17 protein-coding genes are annotated in these 19,008 nt (G+C 68.0%); 9 read left to right on the forward strand and 8 right to left on the reverse strand.

The window, feature by feature from the left end; all coding sequences use genetic code 11:
* Both AC27VN_RS10455 and AC27VN_RS10460 read left to right on the forward strand, forming a co-directional pair.
* The coding region (locus AC27VN_RS10455) for a citrate/2-methylcitrate synthase (RefSeq protein ID WP_490876509.1) at nt 1–403 on the forward strand (403 nt) is incomplete at its 5' end.
* A 79-nt stretch (nt 404–482) separates the two neighbouring features.
* Entirely contained in the window at nt 483–1,508 is a 1,026-nt protein-coding gene (locus AC27VN_RS10460; protein ID WP_490876510.1) for a hypothetical protein, read from the forward strand.
* On the opposite strand, the gene AC27VN_RS10465 is transcribed toward AC27VN_RS10460, so the two are convergent.
* The 7 genes from AC27VN_RS10465 to AC27VN_RS10495 all read right to left on the reverse strand — a co-directional run bounded on the left by AC27VN_RS10465 (nt 1,499) and on the right by AC27VN_RS10495 (nt 10,303).
* Nucleotides 1,499–2,746, reverse strand: a complete 1,248-nt coding sequence (locus AC27VN_RS10465; protein ID WP_490876516.1) for a phenylacetate--CoA ligase family protein — start codon at nt 2,744–2,746, stop codon at nt 1,499–1,501. The genes AC27VN_RS10460 and AC27VN_RS10465 overlap by 10 nt on opposite strands.
* Nucleotides 2,747–3,103: 357 nt before the next feature.
* Nucleotides 3,104–3,916: an ABC transporter ATP-binding protein gene (locus AC27VN_RS10470; protein ID WP_093344123.1), complete on the reverse strand. Its 813-nt coding sequence runs from the start codon at nt 3,914–3,916 to the stop codon at nt 3,104–3,106.
* A 148-nt stretch (nt 3,917–4,064) separates the two neighbouring features.
* Nucleotides 4,065–5,396, reverse strand: a complete 1,332-nt coding sequence (locus AC27VN_RS10475) for an ABC transporter substrate-binding protein (RefSeq protein ID WP_093344125.1) — start codon at nt 5,394–5,396, stop codon at nt 4,065–4,067.
* A gap of 65 nt (nt 5,397–5,461) precedes the next feature.
* Nucleotides 5,462–6,526 carry a branched-chain amino acid ABC transporter permease gene (locus AC27VN_RS10480; RefSeq protein ID WP_057597141.1) on the reverse strand — a complete coding sequence of 355 codons (1,065 nt, stop codon included), beginning with the start codon at nt 6,524–6,526 and terminating at the stop codon, nt 5,462–5,464.
* Nucleotide 6,527: 1 nt separating this feature from the next.
* Nucleotides 6,528–7,457: a branched-chain amino acid ABC transporter permease gene (locus AC27VN_RS10485; protein ID WP_422099660.1), complete on the reverse strand. Its 930-nt coding sequence runs from the start codon at nt 7,455–7,457 to the stop codon at nt 6,528–6,530.
* An 88-nt stretch (nt 7,458–7,545) separates the two neighbouring features.
* The gene (locus AC27VN_RS10490) at nt 7,546–8,328 is read right to left on the reverse strand and encodes an ABC transporter ATP-binding protein (RefSeq protein WP_093344128.1); all 783 of its coding nucleotides are present in this window, start codon (nt 8,326–8,328) and stop codon (nt 7,546–7,548) included.
* A 1-nt stretch (nt 8,329) separates the two neighbouring features.
* Nucleotides 8,330–10,303 carry an AMP-dependent synthetase/ligase gene (locus AC27VN_RS10495; protein ID WP_490876511.1) on the reverse strand — a complete coding sequence of 658 codons (1,974 nt, stop codon included), beginning with the start codon at nt 10,301–10,303 and terminating at the stop codon, nt 8,330–8,332.
* An 85-nt stretch (nt 10,304–10,388) separates the two neighbouring features.
* On the opposite strand from AC27VN_RS10495, the gene AC27VN_RS10500 reads away from it, so the two are divergent.
* Nucleotides 10,389–11,177: a Crp/Fnr family transcriptional regulator gene (locus AC27VN_RS10500; protein WP_093344129.1), complete on the forward strand. Its 789-nt coding sequence runs from the start codon at nt 10,389–10,391 to the stop codon at nt 11,175–11,177.
* Nucleotides 11,174–11,644 carry a hypothetical protein gene (locus AC27VN_RS10505; protein ID WP_208509088.1) on the forward strand — a complete coding sequence of 157 codons (471 nt, stop codon included), beginning with the start codon at nt 11,174–11,176 and terminating at the stop codon, nt 11,642–11,644. The genes AC27VN_RS10500 and AC27VN_RS10505 overlap by 4 nt, the downstream gene beginning before the upstream one ends.
* Before the next feature lie 12 nt (nt 11,645–11,656).
* Here AC27VN_RS10505 and AC27VN_RS10510 read toward each other — a convergent pair whose 3' ends face one another.
* A complete protein-coding gene (locus tag AC27VN_RS10510; RefSeq protein WP_490876512.1) occupies nt 11,657–13,081 on the reverse strand; it encodes a sigma-54 interaction domain-containing protein in 1,425 nt (474 codons plus the stop codon).
* 299 nt (nt 13,082–13,380) lie between these two features.
* Between AC27VN_RS10510 and AC27VN_RS10515 the strand changes: the two genes are divergently transcribed.
* From AC27VN_RS10515 to AC27VN_RS10535, 5 genes are all read left to right on the forward strand, one after another.
* Complete coding sequence (locus AC27VN_RS10515) at nt 13,381–14,313, forward strand: 3-hydroxyacyl-CoA dehydrogenase family protein (RefSeq protein WP_490876513.1); 933 nt, start codon at nt 13,381–13,383, stop codon at nt 14,311–14,313.
* Between the two features lie 77 nt (nt 14,314–14,390).
* Entirely contained in the window at nt 14,391–16,178 is a 1,788-nt protein-coding gene (locus AC27VN_RS10520) for a tannase/feruloyl esterase family alpha/beta hydrolase (protein WP_490876514.1), read from the forward strand.
* A 46-nt stretch (nt 16,179–16,224) separates the two neighbouring features.
* Entirely contained in the window at nt 16,225–16,995 is a 771-nt protein-coding gene (locus tag AC27VN_RS10525) for an ABC transporter ATP-binding protein (RefSeq protein WP_057598721.1), read from the forward strand.
* Nucleotides 16,995–17,702: an ABC transporter ATP-binding protein gene (locus AC27VN_RS10530; RefSeq protein WP_057598323.1), complete on the forward strand. Its 708-nt coding sequence runs from the start codon at nt 16,995–16,997 to the stop codon at nt 17,700–17,702. Before AC27VN_RS10525 ends, AC27VN_RS10530 begins: the two co-directional genes overlap by 1 nt.
* Before the next feature lie 33 nt (nt 17,703–17,735).
* Nucleotides 17,736–18,941: an ABC transporter substrate-binding protein gene (locus tag AC27VN_RS10535; RefSeq protein WP_490876515.1), complete on the forward strand. Its 1,206-nt coding sequence runs from the start codon at nt 17,736–17,738 to the stop codon at nt 18,939–18,941.
* The last annotated feature ends 67 nt before the right edge of the window (nt 18,942–19,008 follow it).

The raw sequence follows: 19,008 nt of genomic DNA on the forward strand, positions 1-19,008 counted from the left end.
GGCCGAGGGCCAGCGCCTGATGGGCTTCGGCCACCGCATCTACCGCGTGCGCGATCCGCGCGCCGATGCGCTCAAGGGCGCGCTGAAGCGGCTCAGCGCCGAGGGCGGGGTCGATGCCGCGCGCTTCGCGCTGGCCGAGGCTGCGGAGCAGGCCGCGCTCGCGATCCTGCGCGAGAAGAAACCCGATCGGCCGCTCGAGACCAACGTCGAGTTCTACACGGCGCTGCTGCTCGAGGCACTGGGCTTCGGCCGCGAGAGCTTCACCTGCGTGTTCGCGGCCGGCCGCACCGCGGGCTGGCTCGCGCATGCGCGCGAACAGGTGAAGAAGGGGCGGCTGATCCGGCCGCAGTCGGTCTACGTGGGCCCCGAACCCGCCGCGCGGGAGCTCGCACTCGCGCACTGAGCCTACACGGCGGTCCCGCCGTCCTCCGATACGCTCGTGTCGACTGCCATTTCCTTACAGCGACACGACCTGCCGACCGATGACGACCGCCGACCCCGTCCATGCCCGCGCGCTGCGCCTGCCGCGCGACTTCGCGCTGATCGCGGTCGGCCTCGATGCCGTGCTGCTCGCGATCAACCTGGCGATGCTGCTGCTGCCGGGCACCGACGAGGCGGCGCAGATCCGTCGCGCCTATGCGCAGGCCGGCGTGTGGATCCTGCTGGTCGCGAGCACGGCGATGTCGTGGGCCTTGATCGGCGGCCTGGCCTGGAGCCATGGCCGCCAGGCGCTCGAACGGCTGGGCGTGCCGCGGGTGGCGCTGTCGAGCGGCGCGCGGCTGCGTTTCGGCGGTGCCTGGCTGCTGGTGCTGGTGCTCAACCACCTCGCGCTCACGCCGCTGTTCTACGAGCTGCAGCTGATGTTCATGCCGGGCGGCCGCTACGCCGAGGCCATGCCGCGCCTGAGCCTGGGGCTGGCGGCGCTGCTGCAGTCGCTGGTGCAACTCGCGGTGCTCGTGCTGGGCCTCTGGCTCGCGGCCCGCTTCGCGTTGCGCCGCAGCCGTTCCGCAACGGCCGAGGCGCTCGATGCGCGCGCGCCCGATGAAGTCTCGACGGTGCCGGCCGGAGCCTCGCCGCGCGCCGCGGTGGCGCTGCTGGTGGGCGGGCTGTTCGCGTCGCTGCAGGTCTGGAGCGCGCTCGCCGTGGCGCGCTGGGCCGGTGCATCGCAAGATGGCGGGCCCTGGGCGCTGCTGCTGACCTGGGTCCTGCCGCCGGTCGTGGCCGGCGCGCTCGCCCTCTGGGGCGGCTGGCTGGGAACGCGCCCGGGCCTGTGGCCGGTGCGGCCGTTCCGCGCGGTATCTGCCGCGTTGCTGAGCTTCGTGCTGGTGCAGCTCGGCTGCATCGTCTTCGCGTTCCTGTGGTTCGCGCTCGCGGTGGGCGCCATCAAGGCGCTGCAGGGCATCGGCGCGATGGCCGGCTTCATGGCCGTGCTGATCGCGCTCTACGCGGTGCTCACGGTGCTGCTGGCGCGTGCCATGACGCGCCGGCTGTACCGGCGCTACTTGTAGCTGCGCGCGTCCTCGATCACCTTGCCGTCGTTCGGCAGGCTGCCGGGCGCCACCAGCTCGATGGTGCCGCGCAGCTTCGTCACTTCGCGCACGGCCTCCGCGATGCGCACCACCAGGCCCTCGGGCGCGCCCGCGCATTCGAGCCGGAAGTTCATCTGGTCGTCGCCCATCTCGCCCGACACGACGAGCCGCGCACGCTGGATCTCGGGAAAGCGCCGCGCGATCTCGGCCACCTGCGAGGGATGCACGAACATGCCGCGCACCTTGGTGGTCTGGTCGGCGCGGCCGAGCCAGCCCTTGATGCGCTTGTTGGTGCGGCCCGTGGGGCAGGTGCCCGCGAGCACGGCCGAGAGATCGCCGGTGCCGAAGCGCACCAGCGGATAGTCGGGGTTGAAGGTGGTCACGACGATCTCGCCGACCTCGCCGTCGGGCACGGGGTCGCCGGTGCCGGGCCGCACGATCTCGACCAGCACGCCCTCGTCGAGCACCAGGCCTTCGCGCGCGCTGGTCTCGTAGGCGATGAGGCCGAGGTCGGCGGTGGCATAGCACTGGGTGCCCTTCACGCCGCGTGCGGCGATCCAGTCGTGCAGGCTCGGCGGGAAGGCCTCGCCCGAGACCAGGGCCTTGGTGAGCCAGGGCAGCTTCTGGCCCTTCTCCTCGGCCTTCTCGAGCAGGATCTTGAGAAAACTCGGGGTGCCGGCATACCCTTCGGGCTTGAGGTCGACCATGGCCTCGAGCTGCTGTTCGGTCTGACCGGTGCCGCCCGCGAACACGGTACAACCGACGGCGCGCGCGCCGCTCTCCATGATGGAGCCGGCCGGTGTCATGTGATAGCTGAAGCTGTTGTGGATCAGCTCGCCGCTGCGAAAGCCCGCGGCATGCAGCGCGCGCGCGGTGCGCCAGTAGTCGCGCGCCTCGCCCTCGGGTTCGTAGATGGTGCCGGGGCTCGCGAATATGCGCGGCATGCGGGTGCCGCGCGCAATGGCCGAGAAGCCACCGAAGGGATCGTTCTCGCGGCCTTGCTTCTGCAGCTCGAGCAGTTCCGACTTGCGCGTGACCGGCAGCCTGGCGAGGGCTTCGCGCGTGGTGACGTCGGCGGCCTGGATGCCGTCGAGGATCTTCGAGAGGGCGGGCGCGGCGGTCTGGGCCTGGGTGATCTGTCGGGGCAGCGCGGCCAGCAGGTCGCGTTCGCGTTCGGCAGGGTCGCGGATCTCTAGTGCGTCGTAGTGGTCGGTCATGTCCGTACCCTTCATCTGTTCAGTTCGGTTGTCCGCTGCGTCTGGTTTCGGAGGCTCTTGTTCGGGGCGCGTGCACAGGGCATCGGGTACTTCCCTCCGCGAATGTCCCCCGGCCTTCGGCCTCCTCCTTTATTTCGCTGCGGGAAGCACCCGACACCCTGTGCACGGGAGGCGCTGCGGTGGTGCCGGCGGCACAACGACCGTCGCGTCCAGGCTCACGTCGATGGGGTACTCCCCGCAGCGAAATAAAGGAGGAGCCCGAAGGGCGGGGGACATTCGCGGAGGGGAGTACCCCGTCGGCGCGAGCCCATCCCCACCCGTAGACGGCAGGGACAGCACAGACGGCAGGAAACAACATCAAGCCAGCCACCTCTTCCGCCGCTTGTAGCTCTTCACATCCCGGAAGCTCTTGCGATCCGCTCCCCCCACGCCGAGGTAAAACTCCTTCACATCCTCGTTCTCGCGCAGGCTCTGCGCCGCGCCGTCCATCACGATGCGGCCGTTCTCGAGGATGTAGCCGTAGTCGGCGTAGCGCAGCGCCATGTTGGTGTTCTGCTCGGCCAGCAGGAAGGTCACGCGTTCCTTGGTGTTGAGGTCCTTCACGATCTCGAACACCTCTTCCACGATCTGCGGCGCCAGGCCCATCGAGGGCTCGTCGAGCAGCACCATCGTCGGGTTGGCCATCAGCGCGCGGCCGATCGCGCACATCTGCTGCTCGCCGCCCGAGGTGTAGGCCGCCTGCGAGGTGCGCCGCGTCTTCAGGCGCGGGAAGTAGGCATAGACCTTCTCGAGCGTCTGCTGCACCGCGGCCTTGCCGTCGGTGCGCGTGTAGGCGCCCGTCATCAGGTTCTCCTCGATGGTCAGGTGCGCGAAGCAGTGGCGGCCTTCCATCACCTGGATCAGCCCGCGCTTGACCAGCTCGGCCGGCGACAGCGCCTCGATGCGCTCGCCGCGCAATTCGATCGTGCCCTTGGTGACCGCGCCGCGCTCGCCCGCGAGCAGGTTGCTCACCGCGCGCAGCGTCGTCGTCTTGCCCGCGCCGTTGCCGCCCAGCAGCGCCACGATGCCGCCCTCGGGCACGCTCAGCGACACGCCCTTGAGCACGAGGATCACGTGGTTGTAGATGACCTCGATGCCGTTGACGTCGAGAAGGATGTTGGGTTGGCTCATGGTGTTCTTTCGGACATCCGCAAGCGCACGTGGAACGAGACGCTGCGCTTGCGGATGCCGCCTCCCATGAAGGGGAGGCAGGCCCCCTTCCGCCTGGCGGGAGGGGGTAGGGGGAGGGTGCCGTCGGTCCCTGGCACCTGCCAGAGCGTCAGCTCTGGCAGTCAGCCGCGTCGCGGCGCGTGAGCTTCTTTTCCGTGGCGTACTTGTCGGCCGCGGCCTTCGCCATCGGCTTGATGATCTGCTCGTCGGCCTGGTACCAGTCCGACATGCCGCCCCACTGCGCGCCGTCCCAGGTGTGGACACGCGCCCAGGTCGAGCCCATGTGGTCCTGGCACGAGGTGCTCACCGGACGCATCACGCCCGAGAAGCCCAGTGCGTCGAGCTTCTTCTGGTCGAGCGCGAGGTTCTCGAAGCCCCAGCGCACCTGGTCGCCGGTCATGACCTTGCCCTTGCCGAAGCGCTCCTGCGCGCGGCGCACGGCCTCGACCGACAGCATCTGGATGATCACGCCGCGCGTGTAGAGGACCGAGCCCACCTCGTCCTTCGGACCCGTGCCCTGGCCCTTCTCGTGCACCTGCTTGAGGATGTCCTGGATCACCTTCGGCTGCGTGCCCGAGGTGTTGAGCGCCAGCGCGTTGTAGCCCTTGGCATTCGCGCCCACGTCCTTCACGTCGGGCTCGGCGCCGGCCCACCACACGCCGTACATCTTCTCGCGCGGGTAGCCCGTGGCCACGGCTTCCTTGAGCGCGGTGGAGTTCATCACGCCCCAGCCCCACAGCAGCACGTAGTCGGGACGCTGCTGGCGCACCTGCAGCCAGGCCGACTTCTGCTCGACGCCGGGCGCGGTCACGGGGATCAGCGAGAGCTCGAAGCCGTTCTGCTTCGCGCGCTCCTGCAGCAGCGGGATCGGTTCCTTGCCGAACGGCGAGTCGTGATAGACCAGCGCGATCTTCTTGCCCTTGAGCTTGTCGAGGCCGCCTTCCTTCTTGCCGATGTGCTGGATCAGGATGTCGGCCGCGGTCCAGTAGCTGCCCATCAGCGGGAAGTTCCACTTGAACACGCCGCCGTCCTGCGAGGCCGCGAGGCCGTAGCCCAGCGTGATCAGCGGGATCTTGTCGGTCAGCACCTTGTCGGTCAGCGCGAAGGTGATGCCGGTGGCCTGCGGGTCGAACAGCGCGACGCCCGGGCGGCCCTTGAGGCGCTCGTAGCATTCCACGCCCTTGTCGGTGGCGTAGCCGGTCTCGCACTCTTCATACGAGATCTTCACGCCGTTGATGCCGCCTTGCGCATTCACCAGCTTCAGGTAGTCCTGCTTGCCGTTGGCCCAGGGCGTGCCGTTGGGCGCATAGGGGCCGGTGCGATAGACCAGCAGCGGGAAGAACTGCTCCTTGGCCTGCGCCTGTGCGAGCGAGGGCGCCAGCGCGGTGCCGAGGGTGCCGGCCACCAGGGCGGCGGTCAGAGCGAGCGATTTCAGTTTCATGCCTGTCTCCTTTTTGGGGGCACCGCGGTGCCGGGTTGTCAACGCCGAAAAAACGCCTGGAAAGCTCAATGGGGGAAGGGCCACAGCCGCAGCTTCTCCTTGGCCGTGGACCACAGCCGCGCGAGGCCGTGCGGTTCCACGATCAGGAAGAACACGATGAGCGCGCCGAAGATCATGTATTCGAGGTGCGAGGCCAGGGCGGTCGAGATCGAGAAGCCCAGCCAGCCCGGCAGCTGGTTCAGCAGCAGCGGCAGCAGCACGATGAAGGCGGCGCCGAAGAAGCAGCCCATGATCGAGCCGAGGCCGCCGATGATCACCATGAACAGCAGCTGGAACGAGCGGTCGATGCTGAAGGCCGCGGGCTCCCAGGCCCCCAGGTGCACGAAGCCCCACAGCGCGCCGGCCACGCCGACGATGAAGCTGCTGACCGCGAAGGCCGTGAGCTTGGCGTAGACCGGGCGGATGCCGATCACTGCGGCCGCCACGTCCATGTCGCGCATCGCCATCCATTCGCGGCCGATCGCGCTGCGCACCAGGTTCTTCGCGAGCAGCGCGAAGATCACCACCAGCGCGAGGCAGAACAGGTACTTCTGCACCGGCGACTCGATCGGGATGCCGAACACGTTGAGGCCCGCCACGCTGACCGAACCCGACGACGAGTTGTTGGTGAACCACTGGATGCGCAGGAAGGCCCAGTCGGTGAAGAACTGCGCCGCCAGCGTGGCGACGGCGAGGTACAGCCCCTTGATGCGCAGGCTCGGGATGCCGAACAGCACGCCGATCACCGTGGCGCACAGGCCGCCCAGCAGCAGCGAGGCGATCAGCGGCATGCCGTCGATGCGCACGTGGAAGTTGTAGGCCGCGTAGGCGCCCACCGCCATGAAGGCGCCGGTGCCCAGCGAGATCTGGCCGCAGTAGCCCACCAGCACGTTGAGGCCGATGGCCGCGAGCGACAGGATCAGGAAGGGCGTGAGGATGGCGCGCATCCAGTAGTCCGACACGCCGAGCGGCACCGCGATGAAGGCCACCGCGAGCAGCGCGAGGATCGCCACGCGGTCCTGCAGGATCGGGAAGATCTGCTGGTCGGCGCGGTAGGTCGACTTGAACTGGCCGTTTTCTCTGTAAAACATCTCAGACCCGATCGATGATCTTCTCGCCGAACAACCCCTGCGGCCGCACCAGCAGGAACACGAGCGCCAGCACATAGGCGAACCAGATCTCGATGCCGCCGCCGAGCATCGGCCCGAGGTAGATCTCCGAGAGCTTCTCGCCCACGCCGATCAAAAGGCCGCCGATGATCGCGCCGGGGATCGAGGTCAGGCCGCCGAGGATCACCACCGGCAGTGCCTTGAGCGCCACCAGCGAGAGCGAGAACTGCACGCCGAGCTTGGAGCCCCAGATGATCCCGGCCACCAGTGCCGAGAAGCCGGCCACCGACCACACGATCACCCAGATGCGATTGAGCGGAATGCCGATCGACTGCGCCGCCTGGTGGTCGTCGGCCACGGCGCGCAGCGCGCGGCCGGTGGCGGTCTTCTGGAAGAAGATCGCGAGCACCACCACCAGCGCCGCCGCCACCAGCGCCGCGATCAGGTCCTCCTGGCTCAGCAGCAGGCCGCCCTGGAAGGTGCTCTCGAGCACCATCAGCGGTTCCTTCGGCATGCCGACGTCGATCTTGTAGATGTCGTTGCCGAACAGCGTCTGGCCCAGGCCGTCGAGGAAGTAGGCGATGCCCAGCGTGGCCATCAGCAGCGTGATGCCCTCCTGGTTCACGAGCTTGCTGAGCGCGAGCCGCTCGATCAGCCAGGCCACCACCACCATGATCGCCATCGCCGCGACGAAGGCCAGGATGTTCGCGAGGATCAGGCTCTGGAAGCCCAGCCACTGCGGGATCCATTCGGCGAAGCGCGCCATCGCGAGCGCCGCGAACAGCACCATCGCGCCCTGCGCGAAGTTGAACACGCCCGAGGCCTTGTAGATCAGCACGAAGCCGATCGCTATCAGCGAATAGAGCATGCCGACCATCAGGCCGCCGAAGAGGGTTTCTAGGAAAAAGCCCATTCAAGCCTCCCGTAGGGCCGCCCCAAGGGAGGCTTGCGCCCCCTTGGGGGGCAGTGAATACACAAAGTGATGAGCGTGGGGGCACATATCAATGCTCCACGCCCAGGTATGCCCGGATCACGTCTTCGTTGTTGCGCACTTCGTCGGGCGTGCCGTCGCCGATCTTCTTGCCGTAGTCGAGCACCACCACGCGGTCGGAGATGTCCATCACCACGCCCATGTCGTGCTCGATCAGCACGATGGTGGTGCCGAACTCGTCGTTCACGTCGAGGATGAAGCGGCTCATGTCCTGCTTCTCCTCCACGTTCATGCCGGCCATCGGCTCGTCGAGCAGCAGCACCTGCGGCTCCATCGCGAGCGCGCGGCCCAGGTCCACGCGCTTCTGCAGGCCGTAGGGCAGGCGGCCCACCGGCGTCTTGCGGTGTGCCTGGATCTCGAGGAAGTCGACGATGTGCTCGACGAACTCGCGCTGCTTGAGCTCCTCGCGCTCGGCCGGGCCCCAGCGCAACGCCTGCGCGAGCAGGCCGCTCTTCATCTTGAGGTTGCGTCCCGTCATGATGTTGTCGAGCACGCTCATGCCCTTGAACAGCGCCAGGTTCTGGAAGGTGCGCGCCACGCCCATCTCGGCCACCTGGCGCGAGTTCATGTGCTTGAAGGTCTGGCCGCGGAAGGTGATCGAGCCCTGCTGGGGCCAGTACACGCCGTTGATGCAATTGAGCATCGAGCTCTTGCCCGCGCCGTTGGGACCGATGATGGCCCGCACCTCGTGCTCGCGCACGTTGAAGCTGATGTCCGTCAGCGCCTTCACGCCGCCGAAGCTCAGGGAGATGTTCTGCACGTCCAGGATGACGTCGCCGGTTTTTCTTGCCATGTCAGGCCGCCTTTGCCATGCCGGGGAAGCGCTTCGCCTCGACGATCTTCAGGGTCGCGCTCACCGCGCCCGTGCGGCCGTCCTCGAACTTCACCTGGGTCTCGATGAACTGCTCGGTCTTGCCGGCGTACAGCGCCTCGACCAGCACCGCGTATTTCTCGGCGATGAAGCCGCGGCGCACCTTGCGCGTGCGGGTCAGCTCGTCGTCGTCGGGGTCGAGCTCCTTGTGCAGCACCAGGAAGCGCGCGATCTGCGTCTCGCCCATCCCGGCTTCCGCCGCCAGGTCGGCGTTGACCTTGCCGAGGCACTCGGCGATCAGCGCCAGCACCTCGGGCTTGCCGGCCAGGTCGACGTAGCCGCCATAGGCCAGGCCGCGGCGCTCGGCCCAGTTGCCCACGGCCTCGAAGTCGATGTTGACGAAGGCACTGACCTCGTCGCGCGCATGGCCGAAGCACACGGCTTCCTTGATCTGCGGGAAGAACTTGAGCTTGTTCTCGATGTAGTTGGGCGCGAACATCGCGCCGCCCGCGAGCCGCCCCACGTCCTTGGCGCGGTCGATGATGCGCAGGTGGCCCTCGCTGTCGAGCACGCCGGCGTCGCCGGTGTGGAAGTAGCCGTTCGCATCGAGCACCTCGGCGGTGGCGTCGGGGCGCTTGTAGTACTCCTTGAGCACCGAGACGCCGCGCACCAGCACCTCGCCGTCGTCGGCGATCTTGAGTTCGATGCCCGGCGCGGCCGTGCCCACGGTCTGCAGCTTGACCTTGCCGTCCTGCTGCAGGCAGACATAGGCGCAGGTCTCGGTCTGGCCGTAGAACTGCTTGAGGTTGACGCCGATCGAGCGGTAGAAGCGGAACAGGTCGGGCCCGATCGCCGCGCCCGCGGTGTAGGCCACGCGGATGCGGCTCATGCCCAGCACGTTGCGCAGCGGCCCGTAGACCAGCAGGTTGCCCAGGCCGTACAGCAGCCGGTCGCCGGCGCCCACGGGCTGGCCGTTGAGGATGTCGGCGCCCACGCGCTGCGCGAGCGCCATGAACTTCGCATAGAGCCAGCGCTTCGGAGCCGCCGCGTCCTCCATGCGGATCGACACCGCGGTGAGCAGACCCTCGAAGGTGCGCGGCGGACCGAAGTAGTAGCTCGGGCCGATCTCGCGCATGTCGTTCATCACCGTGGCGGCCGACTCGGGGCAGTTGAGCGTGAAGCCGCCCACCAGCCACTGCGCCACCGAGAACAGGTGGTCGCCGACCCAGGCCATCGGCAGGTAGCTCATGATGTTGTCGCCGGGGCCGAGCCTGTCGGTCTCCACGCCGCCGCGGCCTGCCGCTATGAAGCTCGCATGCGTCTGGCACACGCCCTTGGGGCGTCCGGTGGTGCCCGAGGTGTAGAGGATCACGCCCACGTCGGTGGCCTCGCCGCTGGCCACCGCGGCGTCGAACACGCCCGGATGCGCCTGGTCGTAGGCGCGGCCGAGCTCGCGCAGTTGCTCGTAGCCGATCAGCCCGGGCTGGTCGTAGTGGCGCAGGCCCTTCGGGTCGTCGTAGATGATGTGGCGGATGCCCTGGCGGCCCTCGCCGCGTGCTACGCGCTCGGCCTGCAGGTCGCGGCACTCGAGCAGCTTGTCGACCTGCTCCTGGTCCTCGACCACCACGAAGTCGATGGCCGCGTCGTCGAGCATGAACACCATCTCGTTGGCCACCGCGTCCTGGTACAGCGGCACCGGCACGCCGCGCAGGCTCTGCGCCGCGACCACCGCCATGTACAGGTGCGGGCGGTTGGCGCCGACGATCGCTAGGTTGTCGAAGGACTTGAAGCCCAGGCTCGCGAGGCCGCACGCGATCTCGCGCACTTCCTGCGCCACGGCGCGCCAGGTCCAGGTCTGCCAGATGCCGAGGTCCTTCTCCCGCACCGCGGGCGACTCGGGCTGCGCTTGCGCATGCGCAAGCAGCAGGCGGGGAAAGGTGAGGGCGTTTGTTTGCACGGTGCGCGGATCGTAGGGCCGCACTTTGACGTCCAGTTGTCGTTCCAACGACAATCCTAGGGACACTACTCCCCGGAGTTTCCCGATGCCGACCGGCAGCCCCTCGCTCAACCTCCCCCTCGCCGCGGGCAGTTCGATCAAGGACCGCGTGCGTCCGCCCAATGCCGCCGAGCTCGATGGCATCCCCTGGCTGCTCACGCTCACCGCGCCCGAGCGCCGCCGCGCCGAGGCCGCGCTGGTGGTCGGCGAGGCCGAGGTCGGCGACCTGGTCTGCCGCGTGGGGCGCTCGCCCACCTACTGGTTCGGCGTGGTCGAGGGCCTGCTCAAGATGAGCAACGACAACGCCGACGGCGGCTCGGTCACCTACACCGGCGTGCCGCCCGGCGGCTGGTTCGGCGAAGGCACGGTGATGAAGCGCGAGCCCTACCGCTACAACATCCAGGCGCTGCGGCGCAGCCTCGTCGCGGGCCTGCCGATCGAGAGCTTCCACTGGCTGCTCGACCATTCGATCGGCTTCAACCGCTTCGTGATGAACCAGCTCAACGAGCGCCTGGGCCAGTTCATCGCCGCGCTCGAGATCGACCGCCTCAACAACCCCGACGCGCGCGTGGCGCGCAACCTGGTCTCGCTGTTCAACCCGGTGCTCTATCCGGGCGTGGGCGAGGTCCTGCGCATCACGCAGCAGGAACTGGCCTACCTCGTGGGCCTGTCGCGCCAGCGCGTGAACGAGGCGCTCAACGGGCTGTCGGCGCAGGGGCTGATCCGCGTCGAATACGGCGGCCTGCGCGTGCTCGACCTGCCCGGGCTGCGCGCGACGGCGATGACGAGCCGCAAGACTTCCTCGACAGACACCGGCCACGGAAAGAAATCATGAGCCTGCAAGACCAACTCCAGATCGTTCCCGCCGATGCCAACGTGGCCGGCTTCGTGCCACCGCCGCCGCCCGCGCCCAAGGCGGCGGAGCCGGGGCCCACGCCCGAGCAGCTGGCCGAGCGCAATGCCGCGCTGAGCGAGCGGCTCGAGGCGATGGACGCGCTGCTCGCCAAGCCGCTCAAGGACATCCTCGCCGAGCACGAGAAGGCCGGCGAGTCCGCGCTCGCGTGGGACCGCTTCGGCGCGATGTGGATGCTGTCGCAGCGCGCGATGCGGCGCGTGGCGCTGGACCTGGGTGCGCAGCTCGGCGTGAGCGAGGAGGAGATCGTGGCGCGCGCGCTCGCGCATGCGAACGCGGTGCTCAACGGCGCGGACGAGAACGACCTGGGCGGCACCATCGCGCCCGCGCAGATGGGGCACATCGCGCGGCACCGCAACTTCCTGCGCGGGCAGTTCCGCGGCGGCTGAGCGCGCGGGTCGCTAACGCTCGAGCGCCATCTGCTTGAGCTTGTTGTAGAGCGTCGAGCGGCTGATGCCGAGCAGGCGGGCCGCGAGCAGCTTGTTGCCCTTGGTCTCCTGCAGCGCGTTCAGCAGGGCCTTCTGTTCGGTCTCGTTCACGGCGGCATGCAGGTCGTGGCGCAGCGGCGAGGCCGTTGCAGGCACTGCCGCCGGCCGCGCGCCGTCGTTGAGCAGCATGTGCTCGGCGCGCAGCTCCGAGGCATCGCCAGACACCACGCAGGCGCGCTCGAGCACGTTGCGCAGCTCGCGCACGTTGCCGGGCCAGCCGAACTTCGCGAGCAGCGCCAGCGCGTCGGGCGCGATGTCCTTCTCGCGCATGCCGAGCGTGGCGCAGAGTTCGGCCAGCAGCAGGTCGACCAGCTCGGGCAGGTCCTCGAGCCGCTCGCGCAGCGGCGGGATCTGGATCGGCACCACGCTCAGGCGGTAGTAGAGGTCGGCGCGGAACTGGCCGGTCTCGACCAGCTGCCGCAGGTCGCGGCTGGTGGCCGCGATCACGCGCAGGTCGAGCGGGATCACGGTGTTGCCGCCGATCGGCTCGATCTCGCGCTCCTGCAGCGCGCGCAGCAGCTTGACCTGGATGCGCATCGGCATGTCGCCGATCTCGTCGAGGAACAAGGTGCCCTTGTCGGCCAGCATCATCTTGCCGGTGCGGCCCTTGGGATGGGCACCGGTGTAGGCGCCCGGCGCGGAGCCGAAGAACTCGGCCTCCATCAGTTCCTCGGGAATGGCCGCCACGTTGACGCCGATGAAGTTCTGCCGCGCGCGCCGCGAGGCCGCATGGATGCCCTGCGCGACCATCTCCTTGCCCGTGCCGGTCTCGCCGAGCAGCAGCACCGTCGAGTCGGTGGCCGCCACCTGCCGCGCGCTGCGCCGCACCTGCGCGGCCTGCGGGCTCGAGCCGACGAAGTGGCTGAACTCGTACTTCGTGCGGCGCAGCTGGTTGAGCTTCGAGCGCGTGCGCTCGAGCTCGTTCTGCAACTGCTGGATGCGCGCGAGCATCGGCCGCAGCGGATCGAGCTCGTCGAACAGCACGAAGCAGAAACCGCCGATGACTTCCTGCGCGTCGTTCTTGATCGGAAAGCGCGACACCACGGCCCAGCGTCCGTTGACCTCGACCAGGTCAAAGGGGATCGAGCGGCCGGTCTCGACCACCTCGGGCATGCGGGTCGCGGGCACCACGGTCGAGATGTGCTGGCCGACCACCGGCCGGTCGGGCTCCAGGCCGATGAAGGCGAGGTAGCGCGCATTGGCCCAGATGACCTTGCCATCGCGCCCGATCACGAAGGCGCCCTCGGCGAGCTGGCCGAACAGCTCGAAGAAGGACTGCAGGGCCTGGCCCCGGATGCTCGCCAGGTCGAAGGCCTGGTCTCCCTTGATCTGCAGCATGGCTGACTCCCTTGGTTCGCGGGTGCGAATGTCCATGACGCGCGGCGGTGGCGCGCAGGGGCGTGACTTTAGACGCTCCGAATCGATGTCCAGTTGTTGGACGTGGTGTGCATTGGCCTGGACAGTATTGGACATCGCTTGCACAGCGTCGCGCGCGCTCGCGGCATTCGGGTTTACGCGAAGCGCCCGAATGAAAAACGCGCGCGCCGCCACGGCTGAGATCGATGGGCATGCTTTCTGCAAAACCGACGCAAAGGGCCGAGCGATTTCGGCGCGACGAGATGATGGAGACAAGCTGCATGAACGAGAGCGATCGACGCGTGGCCGTGGTGGGAGCGGGCCTCATGGGCGTGGGCATCGCGAGCTGCCTGGCACTCGCCGGTGAAGCGGTCGACGTGTTCGATCTCAGCGAAGCGCGACGCGCCGAACTGCCCGCGCTGGCGGAAAAAATCTTCGAGGAATTGATGGCCGCGGGCCGCATCGTTGAGGCCGAGCGCGACGCGGCCCGCGCGCGGATTCGCGTCGTGGCCGACCTTGCGGCGCTGGCCGATGCCTCGCTCGTGTTCGAGGCCGTCGTCGAGCGACTCGAAGTCAAACATGCGCTCTATGCCGAGCTCGAGGCCGTGCTGCCCTCCCATGCCTTGATCGCGAGCAACACCAGCGGCTTCATGCCGGACGTGCTGTGCGAGCGCATGGCACATCCCGAGCGCTTTCTCGTCGCGCACTTCTGGAATCCGCCGCATGTCATCCCGTTCGTCGAACTCGTGCCGGCGCAAGCCACCGCGCCCGAGGCCTGCGCGGCCCTTCGCGGCCGGCTCGAAAGCGCGGGCTTCGAGGCGGTGCTGCTGAGCAAGGCGGCGCCAGGCTTCGTCGGCAACCGGATCCAGTTCGCGGTGCTGCGCGAAGCGCTCCACCTGGTGCAAAGCGGCGTGGCCGACGCGGCCACCGTCGATGCGGTCGTGCGCTCCTGCATCGGCAAGCGCTACGCGTCCTTCGGTCCGCTCGAAACGGCCGACCTCGGCGGCCTGCACACCTTTCTCGACATCGGCGGCCACCTGATGCCGCAGCTCGAGAAGAACGAGTCGGTGCTGCAGCTGCTGCAGACCCTGGTGGCGGCGGGCCGATGCGGCGCGGCCACCGGCCACGGCTTCTACGAATGGACGGACGCGCGCTGGCAATCGGTGCGCGAACGCCGGCAGGGCATGTTGGCGCGAGAACGCCCGCCGCATTGATCCGCGCCCGACACCGTGTATCCCGCAGGCCATGCGCGCATGGCGATTTCTCGACTCCACCACAAAGAGAGACAAGCATGAACAGAAGCATTCAGTTTTCATCGCAACGCCGCGCGACGAGCGCCGGGCCACGCATCTCCTTCGCCGCGACACTCGCCGCGGCAGCCTTGCTGGGCGCCTGCGGCGGGAGCGGCAGTGGCGTGGCATTCGTGCCTCAGGCAGCGGTGCCGGCGCCGGCGCCAACACCCGCGCCGGCCGCGGCCACGCCGCTGAACTGCGAGCAGATGGCGAAGCTCTCCGTTCCCGCATCGGCGATCGCGCTCGCCACCGGCGGCGCCAAGGTGACGGCGGCCACGCTGGTGCCCGCGGGCGGCAAGGCGCCGAAGAACTACGGCGAGCATTGCAAGCTCAGCGCCGAGATCGCGCCGGTCGATCCCGCCGCGCCGCCGATCAAGATGACGCTGCTGCTGCCCACCGAGTGGAACCGCAAGGCGGTGATGTACGGCGGTGGCGGCTACGACGGCAGCATTCCCGTTGTCGCCGGCAACGTGCCCGCCGGTCCCGTCGACGCACTCGACCCGGTCGGGCGCGGCTATGCGGTGTTCGGAAGCGACTCGGGCCACGACGCGACCACCGATCCCGCCAACCTCGGGGCCTTCGCGCTCAACACGGAGGCCTTGCGCAACTTCTCGTTCGAGGCCCTGAAGAAGACGCGCGACGCGGCCGTGTTCCTGATCGAGCAGCGCTATGCCCAGCGCCCGCAGCGCAGCTACTTCGCGGGCGGCTCGTCGGGCGGCCGCGAAGCGCTCGCGGTGGTGCAGAAATGGCCGACCGATTTCAACGGCGCCATCGTTCTCTATCCGGCCTTCAACGCGGCCAGCCTCGATCTTCAATTCGGACGCATCACGCGTGCGATGACGGTGCCGGGTGCCTACCCGAGCCTCACGAAGCGCGCCGCGCTGTTCGACGCGGTGATGCAGGCCTGCGATGCCATCGATGGCGTGAAGGACGGGCTGATCAGCAACCAGAGCGCGTGCAACCAGCGCTTCGATCCCGCGACCGCGCTGCTCGACGGAAAGCCGTTGCGCTGCCCGGGCGGTGCCGACACGGCGGACGACTGCCTGTCGGATGCGCAGATCGCCCTTTTCAAGGTGATCGACACGCCGGCCGTCTTCAACTACCCGCTCGGCAGTGGGGAGAACCAGTATCCGGGCTTCAATGCCTGGGGGGCCGAGTTCGGCCGGCCGGGCGCCGACCCGACCCAATCGACCGTCACCCACCTGGGCCTGGGAACGCAGCAGCCCGCATCGCCGATGCCCGCCGACGCGGCTTACCTCGCCAACTTCTGGGACCAGTGGGTGCGCTTCTTCGTGACGAAGAACCCCGCTTTCGATTCGCTGACGCTCGATCCCGAGAATCCCGGCCCCTGGCAGGCACGCATCGCCGAGCTCACGGGGCTGCAGGACATCAACCAGGCCGACCTCTCGGCGTTCGCCGCGAACGGCGGCAAGCTGCTGATGGCGCATGGCACCGCCGATCAACTGGTCAGCACGCGCGCCACCGACCAGTACTTCAACCGGGTGCGCGCCACCATGGGGGCGGAGCGCGTGAAGGGCTTCATGCGCTACTACCAGATCCCGGGCTACGCGCATGCCGTGGGCACGGTGTTCAACGCCAGCTGGGATTCGCTGAGTGCGCTCGAGAACTGGGTCGAGAAGGACATGTCGCCGACCGCGCCGATCGTGGCCGACACCGCGGGCGTGCCTGGACGCACCCGGCCGCTTTGCGACTACCCGGCCTGGCCCAAGTACAAGGGCAGCGGCGATGTCAATGCAGCGGCGAGCTTCTCGTGCGTCAACGAATGAACGAGGCGCGCATGAACCAGACCACGCCGCGCGAAGAGGCCCGTCGATGAGCGGCTGCATTCTCGAAACACGCCAGCTCACCAAGGAGTTCAAGGGCTTCACTGCTGTCAGCAAGGTCGACCTCTCGGTCGTGCGCGGTTCGATCCACGCGCTCATCGGCCCCAACGGCGCAGGCAAGACGACCTGCTTCAACCTGCTCACGAAGTTCCTCGAACCCACCAGCGGCACGATCCTTTTCAACGGCCAGGACATCACCGGCGAGCGCCCCGCGCAGATCGCGCGGCGCGGCATCATCCGCTCGTTCCAGATCTCGGCCGTGTTCCCGCACCTCACGCTGCTGGAGAACGTGCGCCTGGGGCTGCAGCGCAGGCTGGGCACTTCGTATCACTTCTGGAAGAGCGAGAAGTCGCTCGAGCCGCTGAACGCCAGGGCGCGCGAGCTGCTCGCGGAGGTGGGCCTGGAAGAACTCGCCGAAGAGCAGACCGTGAACCTGCCCTATGGCCGCAAGCGCGCGCTCGAGATCGCGACCACGCTCGCGATGGAGCCCGAGCTGATGCTGCTGGACGAACCCACGCAGGGCATGGGCCACGAGGACGTGCATCGCGTGGCCGAGCTGATCAAGCGCGTGTCGGCCGGACGCACCATCCTGATGGTGGAGCACAACATGAGCGTGGTCTCGACCATCGCCGACACCATCACCGTGCTGCAGCGTGGCGCGGTGCTGGCCGAAGGCCCCTACGCGGAAGTCTCGAAGAACCCGCAGGTCATGGAGGCCTACATGGGCACGACCGACGGCCAACTGCAGGGAGCCCACTGATGACCGCCGCACTCGAGATCAAGGGCCTGCAGGCCTGGTACGGCGAATCGCATGTGCTGCATGGCGTCGACATGGTCGTGCAACCCGGTGAGGTTGTGACGCTGTTGGGCCGCAATGGCGCGGGCCGTACGACCACGCTGCGCGCAATCATGGGCCTGACCGGCGCGCGCAAGGGCAGCATCGAGGTCAATGGCCGGGAGACGATCGCGATGCCCACGCACCGCATCGCGCACCTGGGCATCGGCTACTGCCCCGAGGAGCGGGGCATCTTCGCGAGCCTGTCGTGCGAGGAGAACCTGATGCTGCCGCCGGAGCTGAAAGGCGCGGGGCAGGGCATGTCGGTCGACGAGATCTACGCGATGTTCCCGAACCTGGCGGAGCGCCGCCACAGCCAGGGCACGCGGCTGTCGGGCGGCGAGCAGCAGATGCTGGCGGTGGCGCGGATCCTGCGCACGGGCGCCAAGCTGCTGTTGCTCGACGAGATCTCCGAAGGCCTGGCGCCGGTGATCGTGCAGGCGCTCGCGCGAATGATCACGACCTTGCGTTCCAAGGGCTACACCATCGTGATGGTGGAGCAGAACTTCCGCTTCGCGGCGCCGCTGGCCGATCGCTTCTACGTGATGGAGCACGGCCGCATCGCCCTGAAGTTCGGCGCTGCCGAACTCGAAGCCAGGATGCCCGTGCTCACCGAGCTGCTCGGTGTCTAGCGATCCCCATTCATCCACCAAGGAGGCAATCCCATGAAACAACGCAACCCATTCATCGCCACCGCCATCGGCCTCGGCATCCTGGCGCTCGGCGCGGCCAGCGCGGCACAGGCGCAGGAGAAGGTCCGGATCGGCTTCATCACCGACATGTCCGGTCTCTACGCCGACCTCGAAGGCAAGAACGCCGCGATGGCGATCCAGATGGCCATCGACGACTTCGGCGGCAAGGTCAATGGCCAGCCTGTGGAACTGCTGACGGCCGATCATCAGAACAAGGCCGACATCGCCGCCTCGAAGGCGCGCGAATGGATCGACACGCAGGGCCTGAGCATGGTGTTCAGCGGCACCAACTCCGGCACCGCGCTCGCGACCGCGAAGGTGGCCACCGAGAAGAAGCGCGTGCACTTCAACAACGGCGCCGCGTCCTCCGCGCTCACCAACGAGCAGTGCAGCCCCTACACCGTGCACTACGCCTACGACACGGTCGCGCTGGCCAAGGGCACGGGCGCGGCGGTGGTCGACCGTGGCGGCAAGAGCTGGTTCTTCCTGACGGCCGACTATGCCTTCGGCGCGGCGCTTGAGGCCGACACCACCACGGTGATCAAGGAGAAGGGCGGCACCGTGGTGGGCGGCGTCAAGCATCCGCTCAACGCCTCCGACTTCTCCTCCTTCCTGCTGCAGGCGCAGAACTCGAAGGCGCAGATCCTCGGTCTTGCCAATGCCGGCGGCGACACCATCAATTCGATCAAGGCCGCCAGGGAGTTCGGCATCAACAAGACCATGAAGACTGCGGGCCTGCTGGTGTTTCTCACCGACATCCACAGCCTGGGCCTGAAGAACACCGAAGGCCTGCTGCACACCACGAGCTGGTACTGGGACCTCAACGACGACACGCGCAAGTTCGCCAACCGCTTCTTCGAGAAGACCAAGCGCATGCCGACCGACGTGCAGGCCGCCGACTACTCGGCCACGATGACCTATCTGAAGGCCGTGGCCGCTGCCAAGACCACCGACGCCGACAAGGTGATGGCGCAGCTCAAGAGCATGAAGATCGACGACTTCTACGGCAAGGGTCAGATCCGCGCCGACGGCAGCTTCATCCACGACATGTACCTGGTGGAGGCGAAGTCGCCGTCCGAGTCGAAGAAGCCCTGGGACTACCTGAAGGTGCTCAAGACGCTGCCGGGCGACCAGATCTTCACGACCAAGGCCGAGAGCAAGTGCGCGCTCTGGAAATGACCGACCCCCGCGGGCCCGCTGGGGCCCGCGCTTGCTGAACCCCCTATGACCATTTCCCTTCCCGCCT

This window comes from Variovorax sp. 20P10.2.4 (assembly GCF_058244205.1).